The sequence below is a fragment of the Tessaracoccus lapidicaptus genome (assembly GCF_001693815.1).
Taxonomy (GTDB): Bacteria; Actinomycetota; Actinomycetes; order Propionibacteriales; family Propionibacteriaceae; genus Arachnia; species Arachnia lapidicapta.
The window spans coordinates 207135-230246 of the sequence record NZ_MBQD01000022.1 but is presented as its reverse complement, the minus strand read 5'-3'; the positions used below and the strand labels follow the sequence as shown (position 1 = coordinate 230246).

The window sequence follows — 23112 nt, the reverse complement described above, 5'->3', positions numbered from 1 at the left end:
CGATGATGAGGCCGACGCTTGAGGACGTCGCGCGGCATGCGGGCGTGTCGCGGGCGACGGTGTCGCGGGTGGTGCGTGGCGACGTGGGGGTCGCGGGTGAGACCGCGGCCAAGGTGAGCGCGGCGGTCGCCAAGCTCGGCTACGTCCCGAACGCATCGGCGCGCTCCCTGGCGACCGGCCGGTCCAACACGCTGGCCATGGTGGTCCCGGAACCCGACGGGCGGGTGTTCTCGGACCCGTTCTTCGGGCTCGCCGTGGCCGGCATCAACGCCGGCATGGCCGGCACCGACATGCAGCTGGTCATGGTCTTCGCGTCCCGCCCTGACCGTTCCGGCGCCGTCGTCGACTTCCTCCTGGAGGGCCGCGTGGCGGGGGCCATCATCGTGTCGCACCACCGCTCGGACGGCCTGGTAGCCGCGGCCGCCGCGCTGCCGATGCCGACGGTGTTCCTGGGCGCGCCGCTGATGCCGCCGGGTATTGAGCGCACACTGTATTTCGTCGACAGCGACAACCTCGGCGGCGCCAGGCTCGCCGCCGAGCGGATGCTGGCCACGGGTGTCCGACACCCTGCCACCGTCGCCGGCCCCATCGACATGGCTGCGGCCCTCGACCGCCTGATCGGCTGGCAGGAGGTGCTGGAGGCAGCGGGCCTCAGCGTGGCTGTCGCACACGGCGACTACACGCGCGAATCCGGGGCACGCGCCGCGGCGGAGCTGCTCGACGCGGACCCCTCTATCGACGGGATCTTCGCCGCGTCGGATCTGATGGCGCAGGGTGTCCTGGACACGCTGCGGGCGCGGGGGCTCCGGATTGGCGATCAGGTCAAGGTGATCGGCTTCGACGACTTCGAAGCCGCAGCCCAGACGCACCCGCCGCTCACCACCGTCGTCAACCCCGCCGTCGAGCTGGGCCGACAGGCCACCCTCATGGTGCTCAACCTGGTGGAGGGCCGCGACACCCCGTCGCCGGTGATCCTGCCGGTGGAGTTGCACGTCCGCCAGTCCGGCTAGGCGCCTGCCCCCCGTCCCGACGCCTGCCTCCCGTCGCGACGCCTGCCTCCCGTCCTGACGCCTGCCCCCCCGTCGCGACGCCTGCCTCCCGTCTTGACGCCTGCCTGAAGTTCCGGGCCGCCTGTCTTCGTGTGTCGCGCCTGCTCTAGAGGGCAGGCGCGGCGCAGAAGGGCAGGCGCGGAGGGCCGCCGCGGCCGGCCGCGTCAGAGCGCCAGCCGACACGAGCGCTGGCGACGACGCCAGTACACGCGAGTGCTGGCGACGGCGCCGCCCCCACCGCGCTGACAGGACCGTTTGCATCCGCCCCGCGCACGACTTAAACTCCCATGTAACCGGTTACATTCAAGGAGGAATCATGCGACGGTCAACGACGGCGACGCTCGCGCTCCTCGTCGTGACCGCCATCTGGGGCTCGACGTTCTTCATCATCAAGGACGCCGTCAACCTCATCGACCCCATCGACTTCCTGGCGGTCCGGTTCGCCGTCGGCGCCGCGATCCCCGCCGCCATCTTCTGGCGACGGCTCCGCCGGCTCACCGCGACCCAGTGGCAGATCGGCCTTGCCCTCGGCGGGCTCTACGGCCTCGCCCAGATCGTCCAGACCGTCGGCCTGCAGACGACGGCGGCTTCCGTGTCGGGGTTCATCACCGGCACCTACGTGGTCCTCACCCCGATCATCATGTGGATCGCGTTCCGGGCCCGGCTCAACGCCCGCACCTGGGCCGCGGTCGGGCTCGCCCTCGTCGGCCTGGCCGTCCTCAGCCTCACCGGGATCGGCGGCGGGGGCGTCGGCGAGGCCCTCACCCTGGTGGGCGCCACGCTCTACGCCGTCCACATCGTGCTGTTGGACCGGTGGTCCCGCTCCATGGACACCATGAGCCTGGCCATCGTTCAGCTCATCGGCGTCGCGCTCACCGCCGGTTTCCTCGGCCTGCCCGGCGGATACCACGTCCCCGCGGACCCCGGCGTGTGGGGCGCCATCGCCTACACCGCCGTCGTCGCCGGCATCGTCACGATGCTGCTGCAGACCTGGGCCCAGCGGCACATCACCCCCACGCGCGTGGCGCTGCTCATGACGTTCGAGCCCGTCTTCGCCTCGGCGTTCGCCGTCGGCTTCGGCGGGGAGGCCGTCACGCTCCGGCTCATCGCCGGCGGCGCCCTGATCCTGCTCGCCACGCTCCTCGGCATCCCCGGCGGCCAGGCCGGACCCGCCGACGACGTCCCCCTGATTCCGGCGCCCGAGGGCGCCGACACCCCTCCCCCCCCCCCCCCCGTCATCAACGGAGATAGACAAGAAGGAGATTCCCTATGACCATCCTCACCCGCCGCCGCGTCGGCGCCCTGGCCGGCCTCGCCGCCCTCGGGATCGGGCTCACCGCCTGCTCCGGCGGCAACGCCTCCACCCCCACCGACGGCGACGCGAAGGTCGTCTGGTCCACCTGGGGCTCGCCCGAGGAACTGAAGATGTTCGACCGCGTCCAGGACTCCTTCAAGGAAGCGAACCCGGACGTCGAGCTGGTCTTCCAGCCCACGCCGTCGTACTCGGACTACCACTCGAAGCTGCTCACCCAACTCTCCTCCGGCACCGCACCCGACGTGTTCTACGTCGGCGACGACCGCATCGCGTCGGTCATCCGCAACGACGTGTTGGCACCGGTGAGCTCGTCCTCGCTCGACGAGGGCGACTTCGCCGAGAACGTCCTCGACGTCGCCCGCTGGGAGGGCGAGCTCTACGCCCTGCCCAACGACGTCAACCCCGACGCCCTCTGGTACGACAAGGAGGCTCTCAAGGCCGCCGGCATCACCGAGGACCCGGCCGAGCTCGCCGCCAACGACGAGTGGACCACGGAGAAGTTCTTTGAGATGACCGGCAAGCTGGCCGACGCCGGCCTCACCGGAGCCGTCTACTGGAACTACTGGGCCACCCACGACTCGATCATGACCGCCGGCGGCGGCCAGGTCTACGACGACGAGGGCGCCTACGTCGCGCACACCGACGCCAAGAGCGTCGCGGCGCTCGACGAGTACGCCGCACGGTTCGCCACCGGCGAGCTCAAGCTGGCCGACCTCCTCCCCGAGGGCTCCGGCGAGGACACCCTCTTGGTCACCCATCAGCTGGGCTTCCTCGCGCAGGGCCGCTACACCATCGGCACCATCCGCGGCGCGGGCGTCGACGAGAGCCTCTACGACATCGTCCGCTGGCCCACCCCCGACGGCAAGGCCGCGCCCACCGGCGTCGCCGCGTCGTACCTGGCCGTCAGCAAGGACGCCGCGGAGAACGACGCGGCCTGGGACTTCTTCTCGTTCTTCCTGAGCGCCGAGGGCCAGCAGCTGCGCCTCGAGGGCACCGGCAACGCCGTCCCGTCGATCGCCGGCACCGACGACATCGTGCTGGCCGACGGCTTCCCGGCCCATGCTCAAACCATGCTCGACATGCGCGACCTCGGCTACTCGAACTTCGCCACCGAGGCCGCCGTGCCCGATCTGTCCAACCAGATCGCCGTGGAGTTCATGCAGCCCCTCTACGAGGCGGGCTCCGGCGCGCAGGAGACCCTCGACGCCGTCGCCGAGCTCGTCGAGGAGAAGACCGCGTCATGACCGCTGCCCCGCTCGTGGCCGGGGGGCGACCCCCGGCCCGGCGCGGCTGGCGGGAGAGGGACAAGTACTGGGGCATGGCGTTCGTCGCGCCCCAGGCGCTGGGCATGCTCCTGTTCACCCTGCTCCCGTTCGCGGCCGCGTTCCTCCTCGCCTTCACCGAGTGGAACGGCTTCGGGATGCCGGAGTTCATCGGGTTCGACAACTTCGCCGACCAACTGACCAGCCCGCTCCTCGGCCGCGCGATCCTCAACACCATGGTCATCGCGCTCGTCACCGTGCCGATCGGCCTGTTCCTCGCCATCGTCGCCGCCGTCGTGCTCAACAAGATCCGCGGCCGCGCGTTCTACCTCGTGCTGTTCTTCGCCCCCGTCGTCACCAGCTCGGTGGCCATCGCGCTGATCTGGCAGCAGCTCCTGCGCGCCGACGGCGTGCTGTCGGGGTCGCTCACCAGGCTGTTCGGCATCGCCCCCATCGACTGGCTCGGCGACCCCATTCTGGCCCTGCTGGCCGTCTGTCTGGTGACCATCTGGGCGTCGCTCGGGCTCAACGTCGTGATCTTCATGGCGGGCTTGCAGTCCATCTCTCCCTCGGTGATGGAGGCCGCCGCCATCGACGGCGCGGGCCCCGTCGCTCGGTTCTTCAAGATCATCCTGCCGCTGCTGTCGCCGATCGTCTTCTACCAGTCGGTGGTGGCGTTCATCAGCTCGCTGCAGACCTTCGACCTGGTGTTCGTCCTGGTCAACAACGCGGGCCCGGACAACGGCACCCGCACGATCGTCTACCACATCTACGACCTCGGGTTCGCGAAGTCGCAGTTCGGCCTCTCCAGCGCCGCCTCCATCGTCCTGCTCGGCCTGACCCTGGTGATCACCGCCATCCAGTTCGGCGCGCAGAAGAAGTTCGTCCACTACGAGAGCTGAGCCATGACCGTCCTCACCACCCCCCGGCCCCGGTCGCGGGGCTCCTGGCTCAAGCACCCCCTGGTGCTCGCGGCCGCGCTGCTCATGGTGGCGCCGTTCCTGTGGATGCTGCTCACCTCGTTCAAGGGGCTGCCGCAGCTGCTCACCGATCCGCTGTCGATCCTGCCCCAGCCGTGGGTGTTCACGAACTGGGCCGACGCCTGGAACGCGCTGCCCTTCGGCCGCGCCTACGCCAACTCGATCTACATCACGGTGCTCGTGGTGGCCGGCACGCTGCTCACCACGTCGATGGCCGCCTACGGGTTCGCCCGCATCCCGTTCAAGGGCTCGACGGTGCTGTTCTGGGTGTTCCTCGCGATGCAGATGGTGCCCAAGCAGGTCACGCTCGTGCCGTTCTACTTCCTCATGGCGAAGATCGGCTGGGTCGACTCCCACCTCGCGCTCATCATCCCGGCGATCATGGTCAACCCGTTCGGCGTGTTCCTGGCACGGCAGTTCATCGCGTCGGTGCCCGTCGAACTGGAGGAGGCCGCGATGATCGACGGCGCCTCCCGCTGGCGGATCTACTGGACCATCATCCTGCCGGCCATCCGGCCGGGGCTGGGCGCGCTGGGCATCATCGTCGCGCTGGACGCGTGGAACAACTTCCTGCTCCCGCTGGTGCTGCTGAACTCCACCGACCTGTTCACCGTGCCGCTGCTGCTCAGCCAGTTCCAGGGGCAGTTCGGCGGCATGAACTACGGCATCGTGATGGCCGCCACCGCGCTGTCGACGGTGCCGATGCTCATCGCGTTCGTGATCGGGCAGCGGCAGATCATCGAGTCGCTGGCCACGTCGGGGCTGGGCGGTCGCTGATGGCCGACCTCGGCCGGGACCTCGCCCACCGCTTCGACCTCGAGGGGGTCCCCTACACCGCGCGGTACTCGCGTCTGTTCGTGCGGCGCGGGGCGGTGGGGCTCACGGTGTACGAGGCGGCCTACGAGCGGCCGCTGGCCGACAGCGTCGTGGTCTCCGGGCTGCAGATCCTCGACGACGCCGGCCGCGAGGTGCCGATCGTGCGCGCGAGCCCTGCGGGCATCGAGTTCGACGGCGGGGTGCGGCTGGTCGTCGACGGCGGGGAGGTCCTGATCGGGGGCCTGCCGGAGTCGTGGTCGGTCTCCGCGGACGACGTCGCGTCTCCTAGGCTTCGAGACGCCCTTGGCGGCTTCGCCGCTGAGGGCTCCCCTTTCCCGCTGGTTGAGGAGCGTGGAGCGACGGAGTCGATCCACGCGTCTCGAAGCCTGAGAGACGGAACGATCCGCACCTCACCCGAGCACCATCTCCTAGCCCCCCACGACCAGCAGCTCGCCGAGTGGCTGGACCGCTGCCCCGCCGTCAGCCCCGCCTATCGCGACCTCACCCGCTTCTGCTGGTGGGTCCTCGGCGTCAACACGCTGCGCCTCGACGCCCTCGACGGCCTCAACCGCGCCGTCGTGCCGTCGAAGATCGGTTACGTGGGGCTGTGGCAGTGGGACGCGTATTTCATCGCGATCGGGCTGCGCCACGGCGACCCCGACCTCGCCCTCGAGCAGCTGCGCATCGCCGTCGCGCACCAGGGCTCCGATGGCCAGCTCCCCGACGTCGTGCACGAGCAGGGCGTCCTCGCCTCCAGCGACGACCTCCCACCCGCCGACCTGGAGAACCTGCGCGCCATGGCCTCGCCGTCGCTGGCCCACTCCCGCGTTCCGCTCACCAAGCCGCCTCTGACCGCTCTGGCCGTGGCGAAACTTGCGGAGGTCATCGGCGAGGGCGTCGTCGACGAGTTCCTCCCCGCCGTGCTGCGCGCGCAGGAGTGGTGGTACACCCACTCCACACGCGGCGGCCGCCCGGTCTACCTGCACCCCTACTCGTCGGGCCTCGACGACTCCCCGATCTTCGACGACGACGCCATCATCGCCTCGCCGGACCTGGCCGCGTACCTCGTCCTGTCCGACGGGCTGCTGGCCGGCTGGCTCGCGGAGCGCGGCCGCCACGACGAGGCCGCCGCCTGCCGGGGGCGGGCAGACGCCACCGTCGACTCCCTCGTCGCCACCTGGGGTCAGGCCCGCGGGTTCTTCCCCGCCCTCGGCGAGGACGGCCAGCCGATCCCGGCCGAGACCATCGGCTCCCTAATGCCGCTCCTGGCCGACGGCCTGCCGGTCCACCTCGTCGACGGCGTCCTGGCCGCGATCGACGACCCCGCCCGCTTCGCCACCCCCCACGCGCTGCCCACGGTGGCAGCCTCGGACCCCGACTACTCCACCGAGCGCATGTGGCGTGGGCCCGTGTGGGTCAACACGAACTGGCTTGTCGCAGAGGGCCTCCGTCGCCAGGCCGCCGTCGACCCCTCACGAGCCGACCGCCTCCTCGACGCCGCCGACCGCCTCGAGCGCGACACCCTGGCGCTGGTGGACGCTCACGGCCCGAACGAGTACTTCAACCCAGTCTCCGGCGAGAAACCGCCCCGAGCGACGACGGTGTTCGGCTGGTCGGCCGCCCTCGCCGTCGACCTCGCCGTCAGCCGGTCCCGCTCCGGCTGAACATGTGGCCGTCCGCCCGCAGAGGTCCTACTCGGGGCGCAGGACGGCGAAGGGGTCGGTGATCACCAGCGCGTGGTCGCGGAAGCGGAAGACCCGGGCCGGGCGGCCGCCCCTCGTGCCCGGGGCCGACATCTCCCCCGTCGGGACCAACTGGCCGCGCCTCGTCAGGACGCGCTCGAGGTTCGTCGGCGCCACGTCGTGGCCCAACGCCGCGACATACACCTCCCGCAGCTCCGCGATCGTGAACTCCGCCGGCATCAGCGCGAACCCGATGTTGGTGTAGCTGAGCTTCGCCCGGAGCCGGGTCACGGCCTGCGCCACGACGGTGGCGTGGTCGAACGCCAGCTCAGGAAGGTCGTCCACTGCCACCCACGACGCGCGCTCCGGCAGGTGCGGCTCCGCCACCGTCGGTACGAGGCCGAGGTAGCTGGTGCCGATGGTGCGCTGCGCGGGGTCGCGACCGGGGTCCGAGCGCGTGCCCAACTGCTCCAGGTGGGTCAGTCCCGCGACATCCACCTTCTGCGCGAGATGCCGGAGCACCGCAGCCTCCAGCGTCTCCTCCGGCTCGACGGGGCCGCTGGGCAGCGCGTACCGGCCGGCGTAGGGCTCGTGGTCGCGCCGGGCCAGAAGCACGGACAGCCGCGGCGCGCCGTCGTCGACCCCGCGCACCTGGAGGACGGCTCCGATGGCCTCATGCCGGTACAGCGCGACGCCCACGGAGTCGCGCGGGGTGTGGGGAGCCATGGACGGCATGCTACAGTTCCCTCAGTTTTCGCCTTACAGTCGAAAACTGGAAAGGAGCAGGAGATGACTCTCCTCCAGGAGCCCGCCGCGGGCCTCGAGGCCTGGGAGTGGACCGCCGACGAGGTGGCCGCGTGGCAGACCCGCGTGCACGCGCTGGCGGCCGCGCGCAACGCCGTCATCCTCGCCCACAACTACCAGGCGCCGATCATCCAGGACGTCGCGCACCACGTGGGCGACTCGCTGGCCCTCTCCCGCATCGCCGCGACGTCCGACGCCGAGACCATCGTCTTCGCCGGCGTCCACTTCATGGCCGAGACCGCCAAGCTCCTCTCCCCCGCCAAGCGCGTCCTCATCCCGGATCAGGCCGCCGGCTGTTCGCTCGCCGACACCATCAACGCTGACCAGCTGCGGGCATGGAAGGCCGAGCACCCCGGCGCCGTCGTCGTCTCCTACGTCAACACGACGGCCGAGGTGAAGGCGGAAACCGACGTGTGTTGCACCAGCTCCAACGCCGTCGACGTGGTCCGCTCCATCCCGGAGGACCGCGAGATCCTCTTCCTCCCGGACCAGTTCCTCGGCGCGCACGTGCGCCGCGCCACCGGGCGCACGAACATCCACGTCTGGCTCGGCGAGTGCCACGTGCACGCCGACATCTCACCCTCGGACCTCGTCGAGTCCGTGCGCGCCAACCCCGCCGCCGACCTGTACGTGCACCCCGAGTGCGGCTGCACCACCAGCGCGCTGTGGCTGGCCGAGTCTGGTGAGCTGCCCGCCGCCCGCACCCACGTGCTGTCCACCGGCGGGATGCTGGACCACGCGCGGCGGGAGACATCGCGGCAGGTGCTGGTGGCCACCGAGATCGGCATGCTGCACCAGCTGCGCAAGGCCAACCCAACCACCGACTTCCAGCCGGTCAACCCCAAGGCCGCGTGCCCGTTCATGAAGATGACGACGCCGGAGAAGCTGGAGGCGTGCCTCGGCGACCCTTCGTTGACCAGGGGCTACGAGGTGGACGTGCCGGCGGATGTGGCCGCGCGGGCGCGGCAGGCCGTCGAGCGGATGGTGGCGATCGGCAACCCCGGGTCGGGGGAATGATGCTGCCCGCGGCTGCCCCCGCGTGGACGGGGCGGACCGACGTCGTGGTGGTGGGCACGGGCGCGGCGGGCCTGTCCGCGCTTCTTCACCTGGCCGCCGCCGGCGTCGACTGCGTGGCCGTCACCCGCGGCGAGGTCACGGACTCGGCCACCGCGTGGGCGCAGGGCGGGCTCGCGGCGGTGTGGGACGACGGCGACACGCTCGCCTCGCACCTGGCTGACACGCTGACTGCCGGGGCGGGATTGTGCGACGCGGGGGTCGTGTCGGATCTGGTGGCGAGCGCCCCGGGCGCGATCCGGCGGCTGATCGGGCTGGGGGCGCGGTTCGACCGGGCCTCTGGGGGTGGGCTGGACCTGCATCTCGAGGGCGGGCATTCGGCGCGCCGCATCATCCACGCCGACGGCGACGCGACCGGGGCAGAGATCGAGCGGGCGCTGTGGGCGGCGCTGTCGTCGGCTCTCGCGGGGTCGCGGACGCCGGTGATGACCCGGACGCGGCTCGTCGACGTGCTCACGGATGCCGAGGGGCGGGCCTGCGGGGTGCGGCTGCTCGACGCCGACGGCCAGGTGGGCGAGCTGCTCGCTGGCGCCGTCGTGCTCGCCACCGGCGGGATCGGTCAGTTGTGGCCCGTCACGAGCAACCCGCTGGGCGCGACCGGCGACGGCGTGGCCGCGGCGCTGCGGGCCGGCGCCGAGGTGCGCGACCTCGAGTTCATGCAGTTCCACCCCACCGTGCTGGCCGACGCCGCCGCGGGGTCGCGGGGGGTTCTGGTGTCCGAGGCGGTGCGCGGCGAGGGGGCGTGGCTGGTCGACGACGCGGGCCACCGGATCATGGCGGGTGTTCACCCGCTGCTCGAACTGGCGCCGCGCGACGTGGTGTCGGCCGCGATCATGGCCCACCTCGACCGGACCGGCGCGCCGCACGTGTGGCTGGACGCGACGTTCTTCGGGCGGTCGACGTGGGAAGGACACTTCCCCGGCATCCTGGCGCTCTGCCGGGGCCGCGGCGTCGACCCGGTAACCGAGCGCATCCCGGTGCACCCGGCGGCGCACTACGCGTGCGGAGGTGTCGCGGCGGACCTGCACGGGCGGACGTCGGTGCCGGGGCTGTACGCCGTCGGCGAGGTCGCGGCGACGGGGGTGCACGGGGCGAACCGGTTGGCGTCGAACTCGCTGACCGAGGCGCTGGTCGCGGGCGACCGGGTGGGCGCGCTGCTGGCCTCGGGCCCCGTCGGCCGGGTTGGTGTCCCGGTGTCGCGGGCGGCAGCCGGGGTCGTCGAACCGACCGCCGTACCCGCGATCCGCGCATGGATGCAGCGGGAGGCGTTCGTGTCGCGGACGGGACCCGGCTTGGCCGCGTTGGGCGCGGCGTTGGCCGCGGTGCCGCTGGGCGCCGGGCGGGTCGACCACGCGTCGCTGACCGCCACGAACCTGCACGCCGTCGCCACCATCGTCGCGGCGGCCGCGGCGGAACGGACGGAGTCGCGCGGGGCGCACCGGCGCTCCGACTTCCCCGACACCTCGAACACCTGGGAGCGACGAATCACCGTCCGCCTCACGGAGGGTGCGCTCGAGCTGACCTCCGCGCCCCTCGCCATCACCGAAAGGACCGCAGCATGACCACCCCCTGGAACGCCGTCGACCCCGCCGAGGTGCGGCGAACCATCGAGGTCGCCGTCGACGAGGACCTCCGGCTCGGGCCGGACGTCACGACCGAGGCGACCGTGCCGGCGGACGCCGTCGGTGTCGCCGAGGTGGTGGCGCGGGAGGCTGGTGTCGTCGCGGGCGTGCCGGTTGCGGTCGAGGTGCTGCGGGCTGTGGCGTCGCGGCTGGGCGTCGAGGCGTCGGCCGAGGAGGTGCTGGACGATGGTTCGCGTGTCGCGGCGGGGGACGTCGTGCTGCGAATCACCGGGCCGGTGCGCTGCCTCCTGACGGCGGAACGGACGCTGCTGAACTTCCTCGGGCAGCTGTCCGGGGTGGCGACGGAGACGGCCGCCTGGGTGTCCGAGGTGGTGGGGACGGACGCGCGGATCCGCGATACGCGCAAGACCGTGCCGGGGATGCGCGCGCTGCAGAAGTACGCCGTCGTCTGCGGCGGCGGGGTGAACCATCGCATGGCGCTCGGCGACGCGGCGCTGATCAAGGACAACCATGTCGCGGCGGCGGGGTCGGTCGCGGCGGCCTTCCGTGCGGTGCAAGAGCACGTGCCGGGGATCGCGATCGAGGTGGAGTGCGACACCGTCGAGCAGGTCCGCGAAGCGGTCGCCGCGGGAGCCGAACTGGTGCTGCTGGACAACATGACCCTGGCCGAGACCCGCGAGGCGGTCGCGGTGTGCCGGGCGGCCGGGGTGCGGACGGAGGCGAGCGGGGGCCTGACCCTGGACCGGGCCGCCGAGGTAGCGGCGGCGGGCGTCGACTACATGGCCGTCGGGGCGCTGACCCACTCGGCCCCGGTCCTGGACCTCGGGCTCGACCTCCGCTGAACGGCACATTTCTCGCTGTGGAGATTCTTGCGTGCATATGCACGCAAAGGGCTCCATAGCGAGAAAAGTGCGGGCGCATCATCCACAGATGAGCAGATCCGTGGGAGATCGGGGCGCCGTGTCACTACCACGGGGGTGTGTTCCCAGCCGGCATCTACTCGTCTGCCCAGCTCCGCGAGGAGGGTCTCACCCGCCATCGCGTCGACCGACTCGTGCGGGACGGCTCGCTCAAGCGCGTCACCTCCGGCTGGTACGCGAGCGCCGAGGCCGATCCGGCTGTCGTCAGCGCCATCAAGGCCGGCGGCCGGCTGGGGTGCTTGAGCGGCTGCGCGCTGCATGGGTTGTGGGTGCCCCCTCAGTCCGGAACCCACGTCGTCTTCGGCGCAGGTGCGACCGCACGACGCGGTCCCGGGCTCGTGCTCCATCCTGATTCGGCGCCTCAGCCCCGGGGCGCGGTGTGGCCCGTCTGGGACTGCGTGAGACACGTCGCGCGACGACACGAGCCAGAGAGCGCGGTGATCGTTGCAGAATCGGCCATCAATCTGAGGTTGCTGACGGTCGACGACGCACGCCAGGCACTGGCGGCCCTCCCAGTGCGGCACGCCCGCTTGCAGGAACGGCTCGCGCCGGCTCAATCGGGCAGCGAGACGAGGGTGCGGCTGTTCTTCGCCAGCAGGCATGTCCCCGTCACCGCTCAACACCACATCGACGGCGTCGGATGGGTCGACCTGTTGGTGGGCGACCGACTGATCGTTGAATGCGACAGCCATGCGCACCATGGGGAGACAAACTACGAGAACGATCGGCGCCGCGACCTTGCCGCCCGAGACCGTGGGTACACGACGCTACGCCTCAGCTACCAGCAGATCTGGCTGCACTGGCCCGCGACCCAACAAAGCCTGATTCGCGAGATTCGGGCTCGCCGACACATCAGACGAGCCCGATGACCTGCAAGTTTCTCGCTGTGGAGCTTCTTCTGTGCATTTGCACGCAGGAAGCCCCACAGCGAGAAAAGTGCCGGTCAGGCCGCGACACCTACCTCGGCGCGGGCCATCTGCTCGGCCGACGGCGCGAGCTCAGCTTCCGCGGCAGCCGGGTCGGACGCCTTGAGGCGACGGATGTAGCGCTCGTACCACAGGACCGCGAGGCCCAGGAACACCACGACACCACCGACGTTGTAGGTGAGGGTCAACCACAGCGCCTGGCTCAGCGGGATCGTCCCCGCGACGAACACAAATTCGAAGACCACCAGCAGGAACGTCGCGACACCCAGGCCGAGGGACCGCGAACCCATCCGGAAGTCCCGCGCGACGCCGTCATACCTGCGGCGCAGCACCCAGTAGGCCAGCAGGATCAGCAGCGGAGGCAGCAGCGCGGTGGCGGCCGTCATGTTGATGACGATGCCCAGGAGGTCGTTGATGTTGCCGGACCCGAGAGCGGGGATGACCAGGATCGGCACGACGATCGCGAACTGCAGCCACGCCGCCCGCCACGGGATGCCCTCGGAGTTCAGCTCGACGAGCTTGCCGCCGAAGATGCCCCGCGGGATCTCGGAGAAGAAGATCTTCACCGGGGTGGAGGTCCACATGAGGAGCGAGCCGAGGGTCGCGGCGAGCAGAATGACGCCGACGACGCGGTTGACGAGCACCGCGGACAGGCCGAAGTGCTCACCGAGGGCACCCATGACGACGAACAGGCCGTTGGAGTAGTCGAGGGATCCGACGGGGACGAACACGTTCATCAGCAGCGACGCCGTGGCGTAGAGCAGGCCGATCACGATGCCCGCGATGACGATCGTGCGGACGAACGCCTTGACGCCGCCGCGGAGATCGTTGAGGAACACCGCCGACGACTCTGCGCCGCCGACGCCCTGGATAATCCAGGCCAGCGTGCCCATGAAGCCCCAGGCCAGCGCGAAGGTTGAGAGGTCGGGCGTCATCGCCCCGGCGGTGATCGGCGTGGCCGGCTCCACGCCGCCGAAAACGGACGCCAGGGACAGCACGATGAACGTCGCGGTGAGCACCAGCACCAGCGTGGCACCGATCGAGGTGACGGAGCCGATCCACTTGGCGCCCTTCGTCGACACCCACGTGGCGAGAGCGAAGATGACGATCGACAGCACGGCGACGGCGGTGCCGCGGTCGTTGTGGGGGTGCGTGCGCTGCTGCGCTCTGGGGTCCTGGTCAAGCTGGCCGCGCCGGACCGCCGAGTCGCTGATCGGCGGCACGAGCGGCAGCTGCTTGGTGTTACTTGTTGTGGAAGCTGGCGCCCTCGACGGTGACGTGCAGCAGCACGGCCCGCGCGTCGGGGGTGGGGAGGATGCGGGCGGCCTCGTCGATGTCGACGATCAGCAGGCCTCCGTCGGGAATGAGGACCCGCTCCGCCGGCCCGGTGAAGGGCTGGCGGTCGGTGAGGTCGCTGTAGGGGGCGACGGCGGCCAGGTCCTCCTGACGCGCCACCTCCACCGCGACCTCGCCTGCCATCGACGCCACCACCATGAGGTAGCGACGCCGCCCGGTGAGTTCGCGCGCGGCCAGATCAGCCGCGCTACCGGTGCGGTAGGTGAGGGAATCCCCGATGGAGTAGGTGACGCCCTCGGTGAGCGACGGCGCGGCGGCGAGTGCTTCGCGGGTCCGCGACCACCTCTTCTCCGCGCCGAGGAGGTCGCGCAGAGCGGAGTGGCTGTCGAAGATGCGCATGGTTCAGTTCCCCTTCAGCGGCTGGAGCGTGAACTCGAACGAGAACGACTCGAATCGCGTGCGGTAGCTGTCCAGGACCTCGGAGCCCCACGAGTTGGAACCGAGACCGAGGACCTGGTCGTTGAGATTGACGGTGACGGTGTCGCGGGGGGTGAGGTCCGTGACGTGACGGGCGGCGTCGATGTCCTCGCAGGTGTACGGCCACGCGGAGAAGTGGAACGGCCGCTCCCCCGGGCGCCGCGACACCCGCAGCCCCTGCCCTGAGCCGTCGGTCAGCTCGACCCACCGGACGTCGCCGCGGTTGCCGTAGTCCTGCGGCACGACGTAGGGCGTGACCATGGCGTCGACGTCGCTGCTCCAGAACCCGATGGGGTTCGCCGCCGCGGAGTCGGGGTAGTTCTCCCCTGGCCCGCGCCCGAACCACGCCACCCGGCGGAGGTCGCCGGGGACCTCGAGGGTGACGCCGATGCGCGGGACGATGTCGCGGTAGTCGCCGTAGGGGGATCCGGCGGCGCGGAGCGTGGCGGCGCCGTCGGGCGCGATGCGCCATTCGACGTCGACGTGGCAGCCGAAGTCGAACACCGGTGGCGCGATCCGGGCGCGGTAGGTGACGACGGCGTCGCCGCCGTCCTCCCGCCAGGCGACGTCGCGGATGGAGGTCTGCATGAGCTGGAGGTGTCGCGGGAACCAGAGGTCGTCGGCCTCCTGCTGGTGGTTGTCGACGAGCGGCTTCCAGAACCCGACGCGGAGGGGGGAGGCGACGAGCTCGCGTCCGTCTGCCGTCCAGGAGAGGAGGTCGGCGGTGAGGGTGTCGAAGGTGAGGCGGCCGGTGGCGGTGTCGACGTGGAGGCGGTGCTGGTCCGGGTAGGCGTGGAGAGTCGCGCTTCCTAGGTTTCGAGGCTCGCCTGCGGCGAGCACCTCAGCCAGCGGGGAAGGGCAAAGCTCAGCCAACGGGAATGGGCCGGCGTCGGTCGACGGGCGGACAGCCAACTGATAGCGACCCAGTTCGTGGCCGGGCTCGCACCAGGAGGCGGCGCGGTTGGTCACGACGGTGGCGATCGCGGCCGCCTCCGACGCGCCGACCACCGGAAGGTCATAGGGAAACTCAGCCGTCTCCCCTGGGGCGACAGCCCCGACCTGCAGCACATCGGTCCTGGTCAGGACGCCGTCGGCCCAGGTGTCGACCCGCAGCTCGATGTCGCTCAGGTCCGTGAACCACCGCCTGTTGGTCACGCGCACGACGCCGCCGGCGTACGTCACTCGGACCGGGCAGATGACCTGCCCGTACTCGATGAGCCCAGGGCTGGGCGCCTGCCAGGGGAAGACGAGTCCGTCGATGCAGAAGTTGGCGTTGTTGGGGTAATCACCGTAGTCGCCGCCGTAGCGGTGGAACTCGCGCCCCTCGTCGGTCCGCGCGAGCAGCCCGTGGTCCGCCCACTCCCACACGAAGTGCCCCTGGATGGAGTCCCACCGGTCGAACACCGCCTGGTACTCGCTCAGCCCGCCCGGGCCGTTGCCCATCGCGTGGCCGTACTCGCAGATGATCCGCGGCTTCGGATGCGGGTGCTCGCCGAAGTCGTTCATCTGCGAGACGCGCGAGTACATCGTCGAGATCACGTCGACCACCTCGGCGTTACGGTCCTCCTCGTAGTGGACGGGGCGGTGGGGGTCGAGTTCCTTGGCCCGGCGGTACATGGCGCGGATGTTGCAGCCGTAGCCGGACTCGTTGCCGAGCGACCACATGACGATCGACGCATGGTTGCGCTGCGCCAGCACGTGCCGTTCGATCCGGTCGACATACGCCGCCTCCCAGGCGGGGTCGTCGGTGATCCGCGAGAGGTCGCCGACGTTGGCGAACCCGTGCGACTCCAGGTCCGTCTCGGCCAGCACCATCAGCCCGATCTCGTCGCACAGCTCGTAGAAGCGCGGGTCGTTGGGGTAGTGGGCGGTCCGGACCGCGTTGATGTTGTGGCGCTTCATCAGCTCGAGGTCGCGCCGGACGCGGTCCAGGCCGACCGCGCGACCGCGCCTGTCGTCGTGGTCGTGGCGGTTGACGCCGTGCATCATGAAGTAGGCGCCGTTGAGGAGGAGCCGGCCGTCCTCGACGGTGACCTCGGCCAGGCCGAGCCGGTGCGGGACGTACTCGCTCGCGCCGTCCGGCCCGACGACGGTGATCAGCATGTCGTAGAGGTGCGGGTCCTCGGGGTTCCAGAACCGGGCCGCAGGGACGGTGACGGTCGCCGTCGCGCCGGGAGCCAGCCTGGTCTCGGCGACGACGACTCCGCCGTCGGTGATGCTCCAGGCCAGCTCGGTGGCGCCGGTGGCGGCGGCGGTGAGCGTCACTTCGGCGTCGTCGCCCACGCGGTGCGTGCGGACGTGGAAGTCGGTGAGTCGCGCCGCGGGGCGGGTGACGAGGTAGAGGGCGCGGAAGATGCCCGAGGCCCACCACATGTCCTGGTCCTCGATGTAGGTGGCGTCGGAGAACTGGAGGACCTTGATGGCGAACAGGTTGTCGCCGTCGACCACGTGCGCGGTGACGTCGAACTCCGCCGCCAGTCGCGACCCCTTCGTCATGCCGACGAACGCGCCGTTGAGGAAGATCTCGGCGTAGCTCTCGACGCCGTCGAGCCGCAGGACGACCTGCTCGCCGGGCGCGGGCGTGGAGAGTCGGACCGTGCGCTGGTAGGCGCCGGTGGGGGTGTCGGCCGGGACATGCGGGGGCTCGATCGGGAAGGGGTATCCCTCGTCGGTGTACTGGAGGCTGCCGTGACCGTCGAGCTGCCAGAGGTGCGGGACCACGACGGTGTCCCACTCCTGCTCCGTGGCCTCGAAGGAGGCCGGCACGCGGGTGGGGTGGTCGAAGAGGCGGAAGCGCCACTCGCCGGTGAGGTCGACGAAGCCGCGCGAGGCCGTGCGGTCGCGGCCGGCGGCCAGCTCGGGCGTGGCGTAGCCGAAGAAGTACGCCCGTGCGGGCATCCGGTGGCGGCCAGTCAGCGCCTGGTTCTCCCAGTCGAGGGGCTCCCTCATGGACGCGTCTCCTTTGCTGCTGCGTCTCACGACCGATCAATGTAACCGGTTACATTCTTACGGTAGCCCACCCGATTGCTCCCTGCAAACGGGGGTCCGGTTTAGTCAGCTCAGGCCACGCCCGCTGTGCGAGCGAGCAATGCGCACATTTCTCGCTGTGGAGCTTTTCGTGTGCATATGCACGCAGAAAGCCCCACAGCGAGAAAAGTGTCACTCAGGCGGGGAGGAGCCAGTCGACGGCCTGGCGGGCCGTCCATCCACCGGGGTGCAGCCGCGACAGCTCCCGGGCGCCCTCGAGGTCCTGGCCGAGCGTCACGGCCGGCGGCTCCTGGTAGCCGCTGGGGCGCAGCTGGCCGAGGCCGATGTTGGCCATCAGCGCGTTACATAGGCACTTGCGCCCGACCGTCTCCTCGATGCTGCCGCCCTTGCGCAGGTAGGGCGCGATGGGCTCGGAGGGACACCGGTAGGTGATTGACTTGTCCGGCCGCTCGACGGGGACGCGCAGGTAACCGAGATCACAGATGCGCTCCCGCTCCTCGTAGACCTCGTCCTCAGACAGCGTGTCGGCCAACTGCGCCACCTTGAAGGGGAATCCAGTCGGGGAGGCGCGGGGGTCGTTGCGGACCGAGAGTTCATCAGCCTCCAGTTCGGACATGAGCTGGCTCCGGAGCTCGGGCGTCAGCCCGGACTCGTCGGCGAGCGCGAACAGCGTCCCGATCTGCACTCCTGCCGCGCCGGAAGCGCGCGCCTCGGCGACCTTCTCCGGCGTCGCATAGCCGCCGGCGAGCCAGAACGGCAGCCCGACCCGGGCGATCTTGGCCAGGTCGGCGTCGTCACGGGGCCCGTAGATGGGGTCGCCGGCCTCGTCGAGTTCCACCTTCCCGCGCGGCGGCGAGCTGTGCCCGCCGGCGCGGGGCCCCTCGACGATGAAGCCGTCGGGGCGGATCTCGGGGTCGCGGTTCAGGTAGTCGGCCAGCACGTGCAGGGTGACGATCGCGAGGAAGTTGGGGCGCCGCAGCGGGAGTAGGTCGTCGCCGAGGACCGTGCGCGGGTTGAGGGCGGCCCGGTGCGTCGTCGTCGCGTTGACCACGTCGATCGTCAGGTGACCGGTGCGCGCGGACGCGAACTCGGTCAGCAGTCGGGGGATCTCGCGCGGGACGCCGGCGCCCATGATGACGTAGTCGACGTCGGCCAGCATCGCGCCGAGGATCGCCGAGAGGTTGGCCGTCTGGATCTTCTCCAGCATGTTGATGCCCACGACGCCGTCGTGGCCTTCCTTGGCCAACCACACCTCGGTGAAGTTGCCCAGCACGCTCAGCTCGATCGCCGCGCGTCGCGGCGAGATCGTGAGCGTGGGGTGCGGACGGTAGGGCTTGCCGGGCGGGCGGCCGCCCTCGAGGAAGTAGGTATCCATCACGCGCTGGACCATCGCCTGGGAGGGGAAGTGGGCCAGGGCCCGCCGACGATGACCGCCGGGATCCCCGTCCTGCAGGACGCGGGCGAGGACGCCGTCCAGGGCCGTTCCCGAGACGACGCCGAGTTCGCCGCACTGCGACACCTCGCGGGCCAGACGCCACGACGACACCGCGACGCCCATGCCGCCCTGAATGACGGTAGGGGGATGTGTGATGGGCACCGGCTTCTCCTCGACAACGCGGAACAAGATATCCCTACGGTACCGTAACTTACGCGACCGTAAGAATCGGGTGGGGGCCATTTCGGACTTGAACGATCCCTCTGGCGGGATGCCCGGCCGACCGCTCCGGACCGCGTGAGAAGATGAGCGACACCCGAGCCCAAGGAGTCCCGTGCCCAGAGCCCCCCGCCCCGGCCGCCCCAGCGTCACGATCGGCGATGTGGCGCGCGTGGCAGGGGTGTCGCGGGCGACGGCATCGCGGGCGCTCAACGACTCCCCCCTCGTCACGGAGGAGACCAAGGGGCGCGTCCGCGACGCCGTCCGCGAGACGGGGTTCGTCATGAACGCCCAGGGGCGGGCCCTCGCTGTCGGCCGGGCTGAGTCCGTGGCGATCCTCGTCACCGAGCCGCTGGACGAACTGTTCCAGGATCCGACCTACGCGTCGATCCTCCGCGGCATCACCGAGGGCCTGGCCGAGACCCCCACCCTGCCGATCCTGTTGCAGGCCTCCTCGGACGCCGAGCATCGGCGCGCCCTCCGGCACTTCGAGCGCCACACCGTGGACGCCGTCATCGACATCTCCCCCTACGTCGGCGGGGACATGCTGGAGGCGCTCAAGGGCGGAACCCTTCCCGTGGTGCTGTGCGGCCAGCTCGAGGGGCAGCCGTACGAAGGGATCTTCGCCAGCGTCTTTGCCGACGACGTCCGCGGCGCCCGGCTCGCGGGCGCCCGCATGGCCGAACGCGGCCGGCGGCGCGTGGCCGTCATCAACGGCCCGCTCGACAACCCCGCCGCCGCGGACCGCCTCGTCGGCTACCGCCAGGCGTTGGACGGGATCTTCGACGACGACCTCAGCGTGTCGACGGGGTGGGACTCCAGCTCCGGGTTCGACGCGATGCGCCGGTTGCTGGAGGCGCATCCCGACATCGACGGACTGCTTGCGGGATCGGACCGGATCGCCGTCGGCGCGATCGCGGCCCTCGAACTGGCCGGCCGGTCGGTCCCCCGGGACGTCTCCGTGATCGGCTTCGACGACCACGCCGTCGCCGCGACGTCCACGCCCCCGCTCACGACGGTGCGGCAGCCGATGCGCGACGAGGGCCGCATCGCGGCCGAGCTCGCGCTCGCCATGGTCGACGGCGAGCCGCCGAGGACCGTGGTCCTCGAGATGGAACTCATCGAGCGCGCCAGCGTCTGAGGCACCCGGCAGCCGCGGGTAGGCTCGGGGGGGTGACCCTCCCCCCGCTCGTGGAGCCCGGCGACGACCTCACTCCGGCCCAGCTCACCCGCTATTCGCGACACATCCTCGTGCCCGGCATGGGCGTCGCGGCGCAGCGCAGGCTGCTCGCGGCACGGGTCGCGGTGGTGGGGGCCGGCGGGCTGGGCAGCCCCATCCTCGCCTACCTCGCGGCGGCGGGCGTGGGGCACCTCACCGTCATCGATGACGACGTCGTGGACGCCAGCAACCTCCAGCGGCAGATCGTCCACCGCGACGACGCCGTGGGCCTGCCCAAGGTCGACTCCGCCGCGGACTTCGTCCGTGGTCTCAACCCCGACGTCGCCGTCGTCACCCGGCGCGCCCGGATCACGCCCGACAACGCCCGCGACCTTCTCGCCGGCCACGACCTCGTGCTCGACGGGGCCGACAACTTCCCCACCCGCTACGCCGTCGCGGATGCCTGTGCGGAGCTCGGCCTGCCGGTGGTGTGGGCCGCGGTGCTGCGCTTCGACGCGCAGGTGTCGTCGTTCGTCCCGGGCCGAGCGGAGGCGGTCACCCTGCGCGACCTCTACCCGGTCCCGCCGCGCCCCGAGGACGTCCCCTCGTGCGCCGAGGCCGGCGTCCTGGGCGCGCTCGTCGGGCAGGTGGGATCCATCATGGCCGCCGAGGCCGTCAAGCTGATCTGCGGGTTCGGGGAGCCGCTCGTGGGCCGGATCCTGCTCATCGACGCCCTGACCCAGCGCACGCGCGAGGTGCCGCTTCGCCCGGCACCCTCCGCCGCCCGCCGTCGCCCAGTCAAGGAGCCGACCGTGACCTATCCCGTGCTGAGTGTCGAAGACGTCGCCGCGATCCTCGACGACCCCGCCCGCCCGACCCTCCTCGACGTCCGCGAGCCCGCGGAACACGCGCTGGGCACGCTGCCGGGGTCGCTCGCCGTGCCCCTCGGGGACGTGCTCGCGTGGGCTGACCTCGCGGCGCTTCCCGCCGGGCCGGTCATCGTCTACTGCAAGGTGGCCCCCCGCGCGCGCCGGGCGGCGGAGCACCTGCTCGCGCTCGGCCACCCGGACGTGCGGCTCATGGACGGCGGCATGCTCGCCTGGGCCGAGCGCATCGACCCCGCCTACCCGCGGTACTGACCGACGGCATCCGCCACCCGATCTGCGAGACTGGACCCCATGGCGACGGTGAGGTACTTCGCCGCGGCCGCCGAGGCCGCCGGCACGGATGAGGAACAGGTGAGCGCCCAGACGCTGGGCGTCCTGCTCGACGACCTGCGCACCCGGCACGGGAACTCGCTGGCGCGGGTGCTCGACGTCAGCTCCGTCCTCCACGACGGCCGCTACGTCGACGACCCCGCGACACCGCTGCCCGCCGACGCCGTCCTCGACGTCCTGCCGCCCTTCGCCGGCGGCTGATCCGGGATCTGACGATGGCCGTGCTGATCGACCCGCCCCGCTGGCCGGCGCACGGCACCCTGTTCGGGCACCTCGTCTCCGACACGTCGCTCGACGAGCTGCACGACTTCGCGGCCACGGCCGGCATCCCGCCGCGCGCCTTCGACCACGACCACTACGACGTCCCCGCTTCGCGGCACGCGGAGCTCGTCGCGCTGGGCGCGGTAGCCGTCGGGGAGCGGGAGCTGGTCCGGCGGCTCGCCGCCTCGGGGCTCCGGGTCCGCCCGCGGGACAAGACCCCCACCCGGCCCGCCGCCCGGGCCCTGGCCGTCCAGGCGTGGGACCGGCTCGGGCTCCCCTCAGCCCTGCGCGACGACCTCCTCACCCGCTGGTCCGAGCCGCACCGGCATTACCACGACGTGCGCCACCTGGCGCAGTGCCTGGCGGCCCTGGGCGAGCTCGGCGGGTCGGACCCCGTCGTGGAGCTCGCCGCCTGGTTCCACGACGCGGTGTACGACGGTGTCCCCGGCCGCGATGAGGAGGCCTCCGCCGAGCTGGCCGACCGAGCGCTGAGCCCGATGCTGCCCGCCGACGACGTCGCCGCCGTCGCCGCGCTGGTGCGGATGACCGCCACCCATTCCCCGAGCGACGCCCAGGGGTCGCTGCTGTCCGACGCCGACCTCTCGATCCTCGGGCAGATCCCCGGCCGCTACCACGTCTACGTGCGCGACGTCCGCCTGGACTATGCCCATGTCGACGACGACGCCTGGCGGGCCGGGCGCTCGCAGGTGCTGCGAGGGCTGCTGGCGACGGACCCCCTGTTCCGCACCGCCGAGGGGCGCCGACGGTGGGAGTCGCGGGCGCGCGCCAACCTGTCCGCGGAGCTGGCCCGGCTGGCGCCCTGACGGCGCCCGATCCGCCTCGCCGACCCACGCGCTCGGCTAGTGTGGAGAGCACGACCGGAGGGAGCACTGATGAAGAAGATCACCGACAACGGGCCCGAACCCAACGTCTTCGACCTGGAGACCGCCACCAAGGAGAACCCCAACTACCGCACCGTCGCATGGACCGGGAAGTACCTGCAGGTCACGCTGATGTCGATTCCGGTGGCGCAATCGATCGGCCTTGAGGTCCACGAGGACACGGACCAGTTCGTCCGCCTCGACGCGGGCAAGGGCCGCGTGCTGATGGGCCCGAGCAAGGACGAGTTGAACGTCAAGGTCGACGTCGAGGACGGCTGGTCGGTCCAGGTGCCGGCCGGCACGTGGCACGACATCGTCAACACCGGCGACGAGCCCATGCAGCTCTACGTCGTCTACGCGCCGTCGCACCACGCCAAGGGGGCCGTGCACAAGACGGCGGAGGACTCGAAGAAGGCCGAGGAGTCGGGCAAGGACGAGCCGCCGTCGTGGACGAAACAGCCCTAGTCCCCCGCTGACCTGACCCCCCGGACGGACAGCGCCTGGACCCTGCCGTCGCGCTTGAAGACGGAGGCGCTGAGGTCTAGGTCGCCGGTGCCGTCGTCCACTCGGAGCTCCGCAGCAGATCGAGCCGAGGCCTTCGAAGGCGAAGAACGAGCCTGAGCGCCCGGTGAACTCGGCGGGATGGAAGACGTCCTCGTGGAGCGCGAGGAGACATTGACTTGGATGCGCCCTCGACGAGAGAGCGCTCTCACAGGCATGGCACGCCGGCGGCGTCTCGGCAAGAGCGACTCGCATAGTCCGGACGTC

Annotated in this window: 20 protein-coding genes; 15 read left to right on the top strand and 5 right to left on the bottom strand. The window is 71.1% G+C overall.

Annotated features, from left to right (window positions below; all coding sequences use genetic code 11):
* Positions 1 to 2: 2 nt before the first annotated feature.
* From BCR15_RS09430 to BCR15_RS09405, 6 genes are all read left to right on the top strand, one after another.
* A complete protein-coding gene (locus tag BCR15_RS09430) occupies positions 3 to 1010 on the top strand; it encodes a LacI family DNA-binding transcriptional regulator (protein ID WP_176715219.1) in 1008 nt (335 codons plus the stop codon).
* A gap of 355 nt (positions 1011 to 1365) precedes the next feature.
* On the top strand, positions 1366 to 2322 hold the full coding sequence (locus BCR15_RS09425) for a DMT family transporter (RefSeq protein ID WP_068751937.1): 957 nt from the start codon (positions 1366 to 1368) through the stop codon (positions 2320 to 2322).
* Positions 2319 to 3608 (top strand): extracellular solute-binding protein, encoded by a 1290-nt coding sequence (locus tag BCR15_RS09420; RefSeq protein WP_068751936.1) that lies wholly within the window; start codon positions 2319 to 2321, stop codon positions 3606 to 3608. Before BCR15_RS09425 ends, BCR15_RS09420 begins: the two co-directional genes overlap by 4 nt.
* Positions 3605 to 4528, top strand: a complete 924-nt coding sequence (locus BCR15_RS09415; protein ID WP_197971741.1) for a carbohydrate ABC transporter permease — start codon at positions 3605 to 3607, stop codon at positions 4526 to 4528. The genes BCR15_RS09420 and BCR15_RS09415 overlap by 4 nt, the downstream gene beginning before the upstream one ends.
* A gap of 3 nt (positions 4529 to 4531) precedes the next feature.
* Complete coding sequence (locus BCR15_RS09410) at positions 4532 to 5383, top strand: carbohydrate ABC transporter permease (RefSeq protein WP_068751935.1); 852 nt, start codon at positions 4532 to 4534, stop codon at positions 5381 to 5383.
* Positions 5383 to 7086 (top strand): amylo-alpha-1,6-glucosidase, encoded by a 1704-nt coding sequence (locus tag BCR15_RS09405; RefSeq protein WP_068751934.1) that lies wholly within the window; start codon positions 5383 to 5385, stop codon positions 7084 to 7086. The genes BCR15_RS09410 and BCR15_RS09405 overlap by 1 nt, the downstream gene beginning before the upstream one ends.
* A gap of 27 nt (positions 7087 to 7113) precedes the next feature.
* On the opposite strand, the gene BCR15_RS09400 is transcribed toward BCR15_RS09405, so the two are convergent.
* Entirely contained in the window at positions 7114 to 7830 is a 717-nt protein-coding gene (locus BCR15_RS09400) for an NUDIX hydrolase (RefSeq protein WP_068751933.1), read from the bottom strand.
* A 63-nt stretch (positions 7831 to 7893) separates the two neighbouring features.
* Between BCR15_RS09400 and nadA the strand changes: the two genes are divergently transcribed.
* The 4 genes from nadA to BCR15_RS09380 all read left to right on the top strand — a co-directional run bounded on the left by nadA (position 7894) and on the right by BCR15_RS09380 (position 12354).
* Positions 7894 to 8925, top strand: a complete 1032-nt coding sequence (gene nadA, locus BCR15_RS09395; RefSeq protein ID WP_078919970.1) for a quinolinate synthase NadA — start codon at positions 7894 to 7896, stop codon at positions 8923 to 8925.
* Positions 8922 to 10544 carry an L-aspartate oxidase gene (gene nadB / locus BCR15_RS09390; RefSeq protein WP_141680096.1) on the top strand — a complete coding sequence of 541 codons (1623 nt, stop codon included), beginning with the start codon at positions 8922 to 8924 and terminating at the stop codon, positions 10542 to 10544. The genes nadA and nadB overlap by 4 nt, the downstream gene beginning before the upstream one ends.
* The gene (gene nadC, locus BCR15_RS09385) at positions 10541 to 11407 is read left to right on the top strand and encodes a carboxylating nicotinate-nucleotide diphosphorylase (RefSeq protein WP_068751932.1); all 867 of its coding nucleotides are present in this window, start codon (positions 10541 to 10543) and stop codon (positions 11405 to 11407) included. The genes nadB and nadC overlap by 4 nt, the downstream gene beginning before the upstream one ends.
* Before the next feature lie 137 nt (positions 11408 to 11544).
* Positions 11545 to 12354, top strand: a complete 810-nt coding sequence (locus BCR15_RS09380) for a DUF559 domain-containing protein (RefSeq protein WP_068751931.1) — start codon at positions 11545 to 11547, stop codon at positions 12352 to 12354.
* Between the two features lie 74 nt (positions 12355 to 12428).
* Here the strand turns inward: BCR15_RS09380 and BCR15_RS09375 are convergent, their stop codons facing one another.
* The 4 genes from BCR15_RS09375 to BCR15_RS09360 form a co-directional block, all read right to left on the bottom strand.
* Entirely contained in the window at positions 12429 to 13634 is a 1206-nt protein-coding gene (locus tag BCR15_RS09375) for an amino acid permease (RefSeq protein ID WP_197971740.1), read from the bottom strand.
* A gap of 19 nt (positions 13635 to 13653) precedes the next feature.
* On the bottom strand, positions 13654 to 14106 hold the full coding sequence (locus BCR15_RS09370) for a NanQ anomerase/TabA/YiaL family protein (protein ID WP_068751930.1): 453 nt from the start codon (positions 14104 to 14106) through the stop codon (positions 13654 to 13656).
* A gap of 3 nt (positions 14107 to 14109) precedes the next feature.
* The gene (locus tag BCR15_RS09365) at positions 14110 to 17133 is read right to left on the bottom strand and encodes a glycoside hydrolase family 2 TIM barrel-domain containing protein (protein ID WP_068751929.1); all 3024 of its coding nucleotides are present in this window, start codon (positions 17131 to 17133) and stop codon (positions 14110 to 14112) included.
* Positions 17134 to 17347: 214 nt separating this feature from the next.
* Positions 17348 to 18769, bottom strand: a complete 1422-nt coding sequence (locus BCR15_RS09360) for a nitronate monooxygenase (protein ID WP_197971739.1) — start codon at positions 18767 to 18769, stop codon at positions 17348 to 17350.
* 172 nt (positions 18770 to 18941) lie between these two features.
* Between BCR15_RS09360 and BCR15_RS09355 the strand changes: the two genes are divergently transcribed.
* From BCR15_RS09355 to BCR15_RS09335, 5 genes are all read left to right on the top strand, one after another.
* Entirely contained in the window at positions 18942 to 19967 is a 1026-nt protein-coding gene (locus BCR15_RS09355) for a LacI family DNA-binding transcriptional regulator (protein WP_068751928.1), read from the top strand.
* 32 nt (positions 19968 to 19999) lie between these two features.
* A complete protein-coding gene (gene moeB / locus BCR15_RS09350; protein ID WP_068751927.1) occupies positions 20000 to 21124 on the top strand; it encodes a molybdopterin-synthase adenylyltransferase MoeB in 1125 nt (374 codons plus the stop codon).
* 39 nt (positions 21125 to 21163) lie between these two features.
* Entirely contained in the window at positions 21164 to 21403 is a 240-nt protein-coding gene (locus BCR15_RS09345; RefSeq protein ID WP_068751926.1) for a MoaD/ThiS family protein, read from the top strand.
* A 14-nt stretch (positions 21404 to 21417) separates the two neighbouring features.
* Entirely contained in the window at positions 21418 to 22287 is an 870-nt protein-coding gene (locus tag BCR15_RS15290; RefSeq protein ID WP_068751925.1) for a DUF4031 domain-containing protein, read from the top strand.
* Positions 22288 to 22356: 69 nt separating this feature from the next.
* On the top strand, positions 22357 to 22809 hold the full coding sequence (locus BCR15_RS09335; protein ID WP_068751924.1) for a cupin domain-containing protein: 453 nt from the start codon (positions 22357 to 22359) through the stop codon (positions 22807 to 22809).
* Positions 22810 to 23112 lie beyond the last annotated feature (303 nt).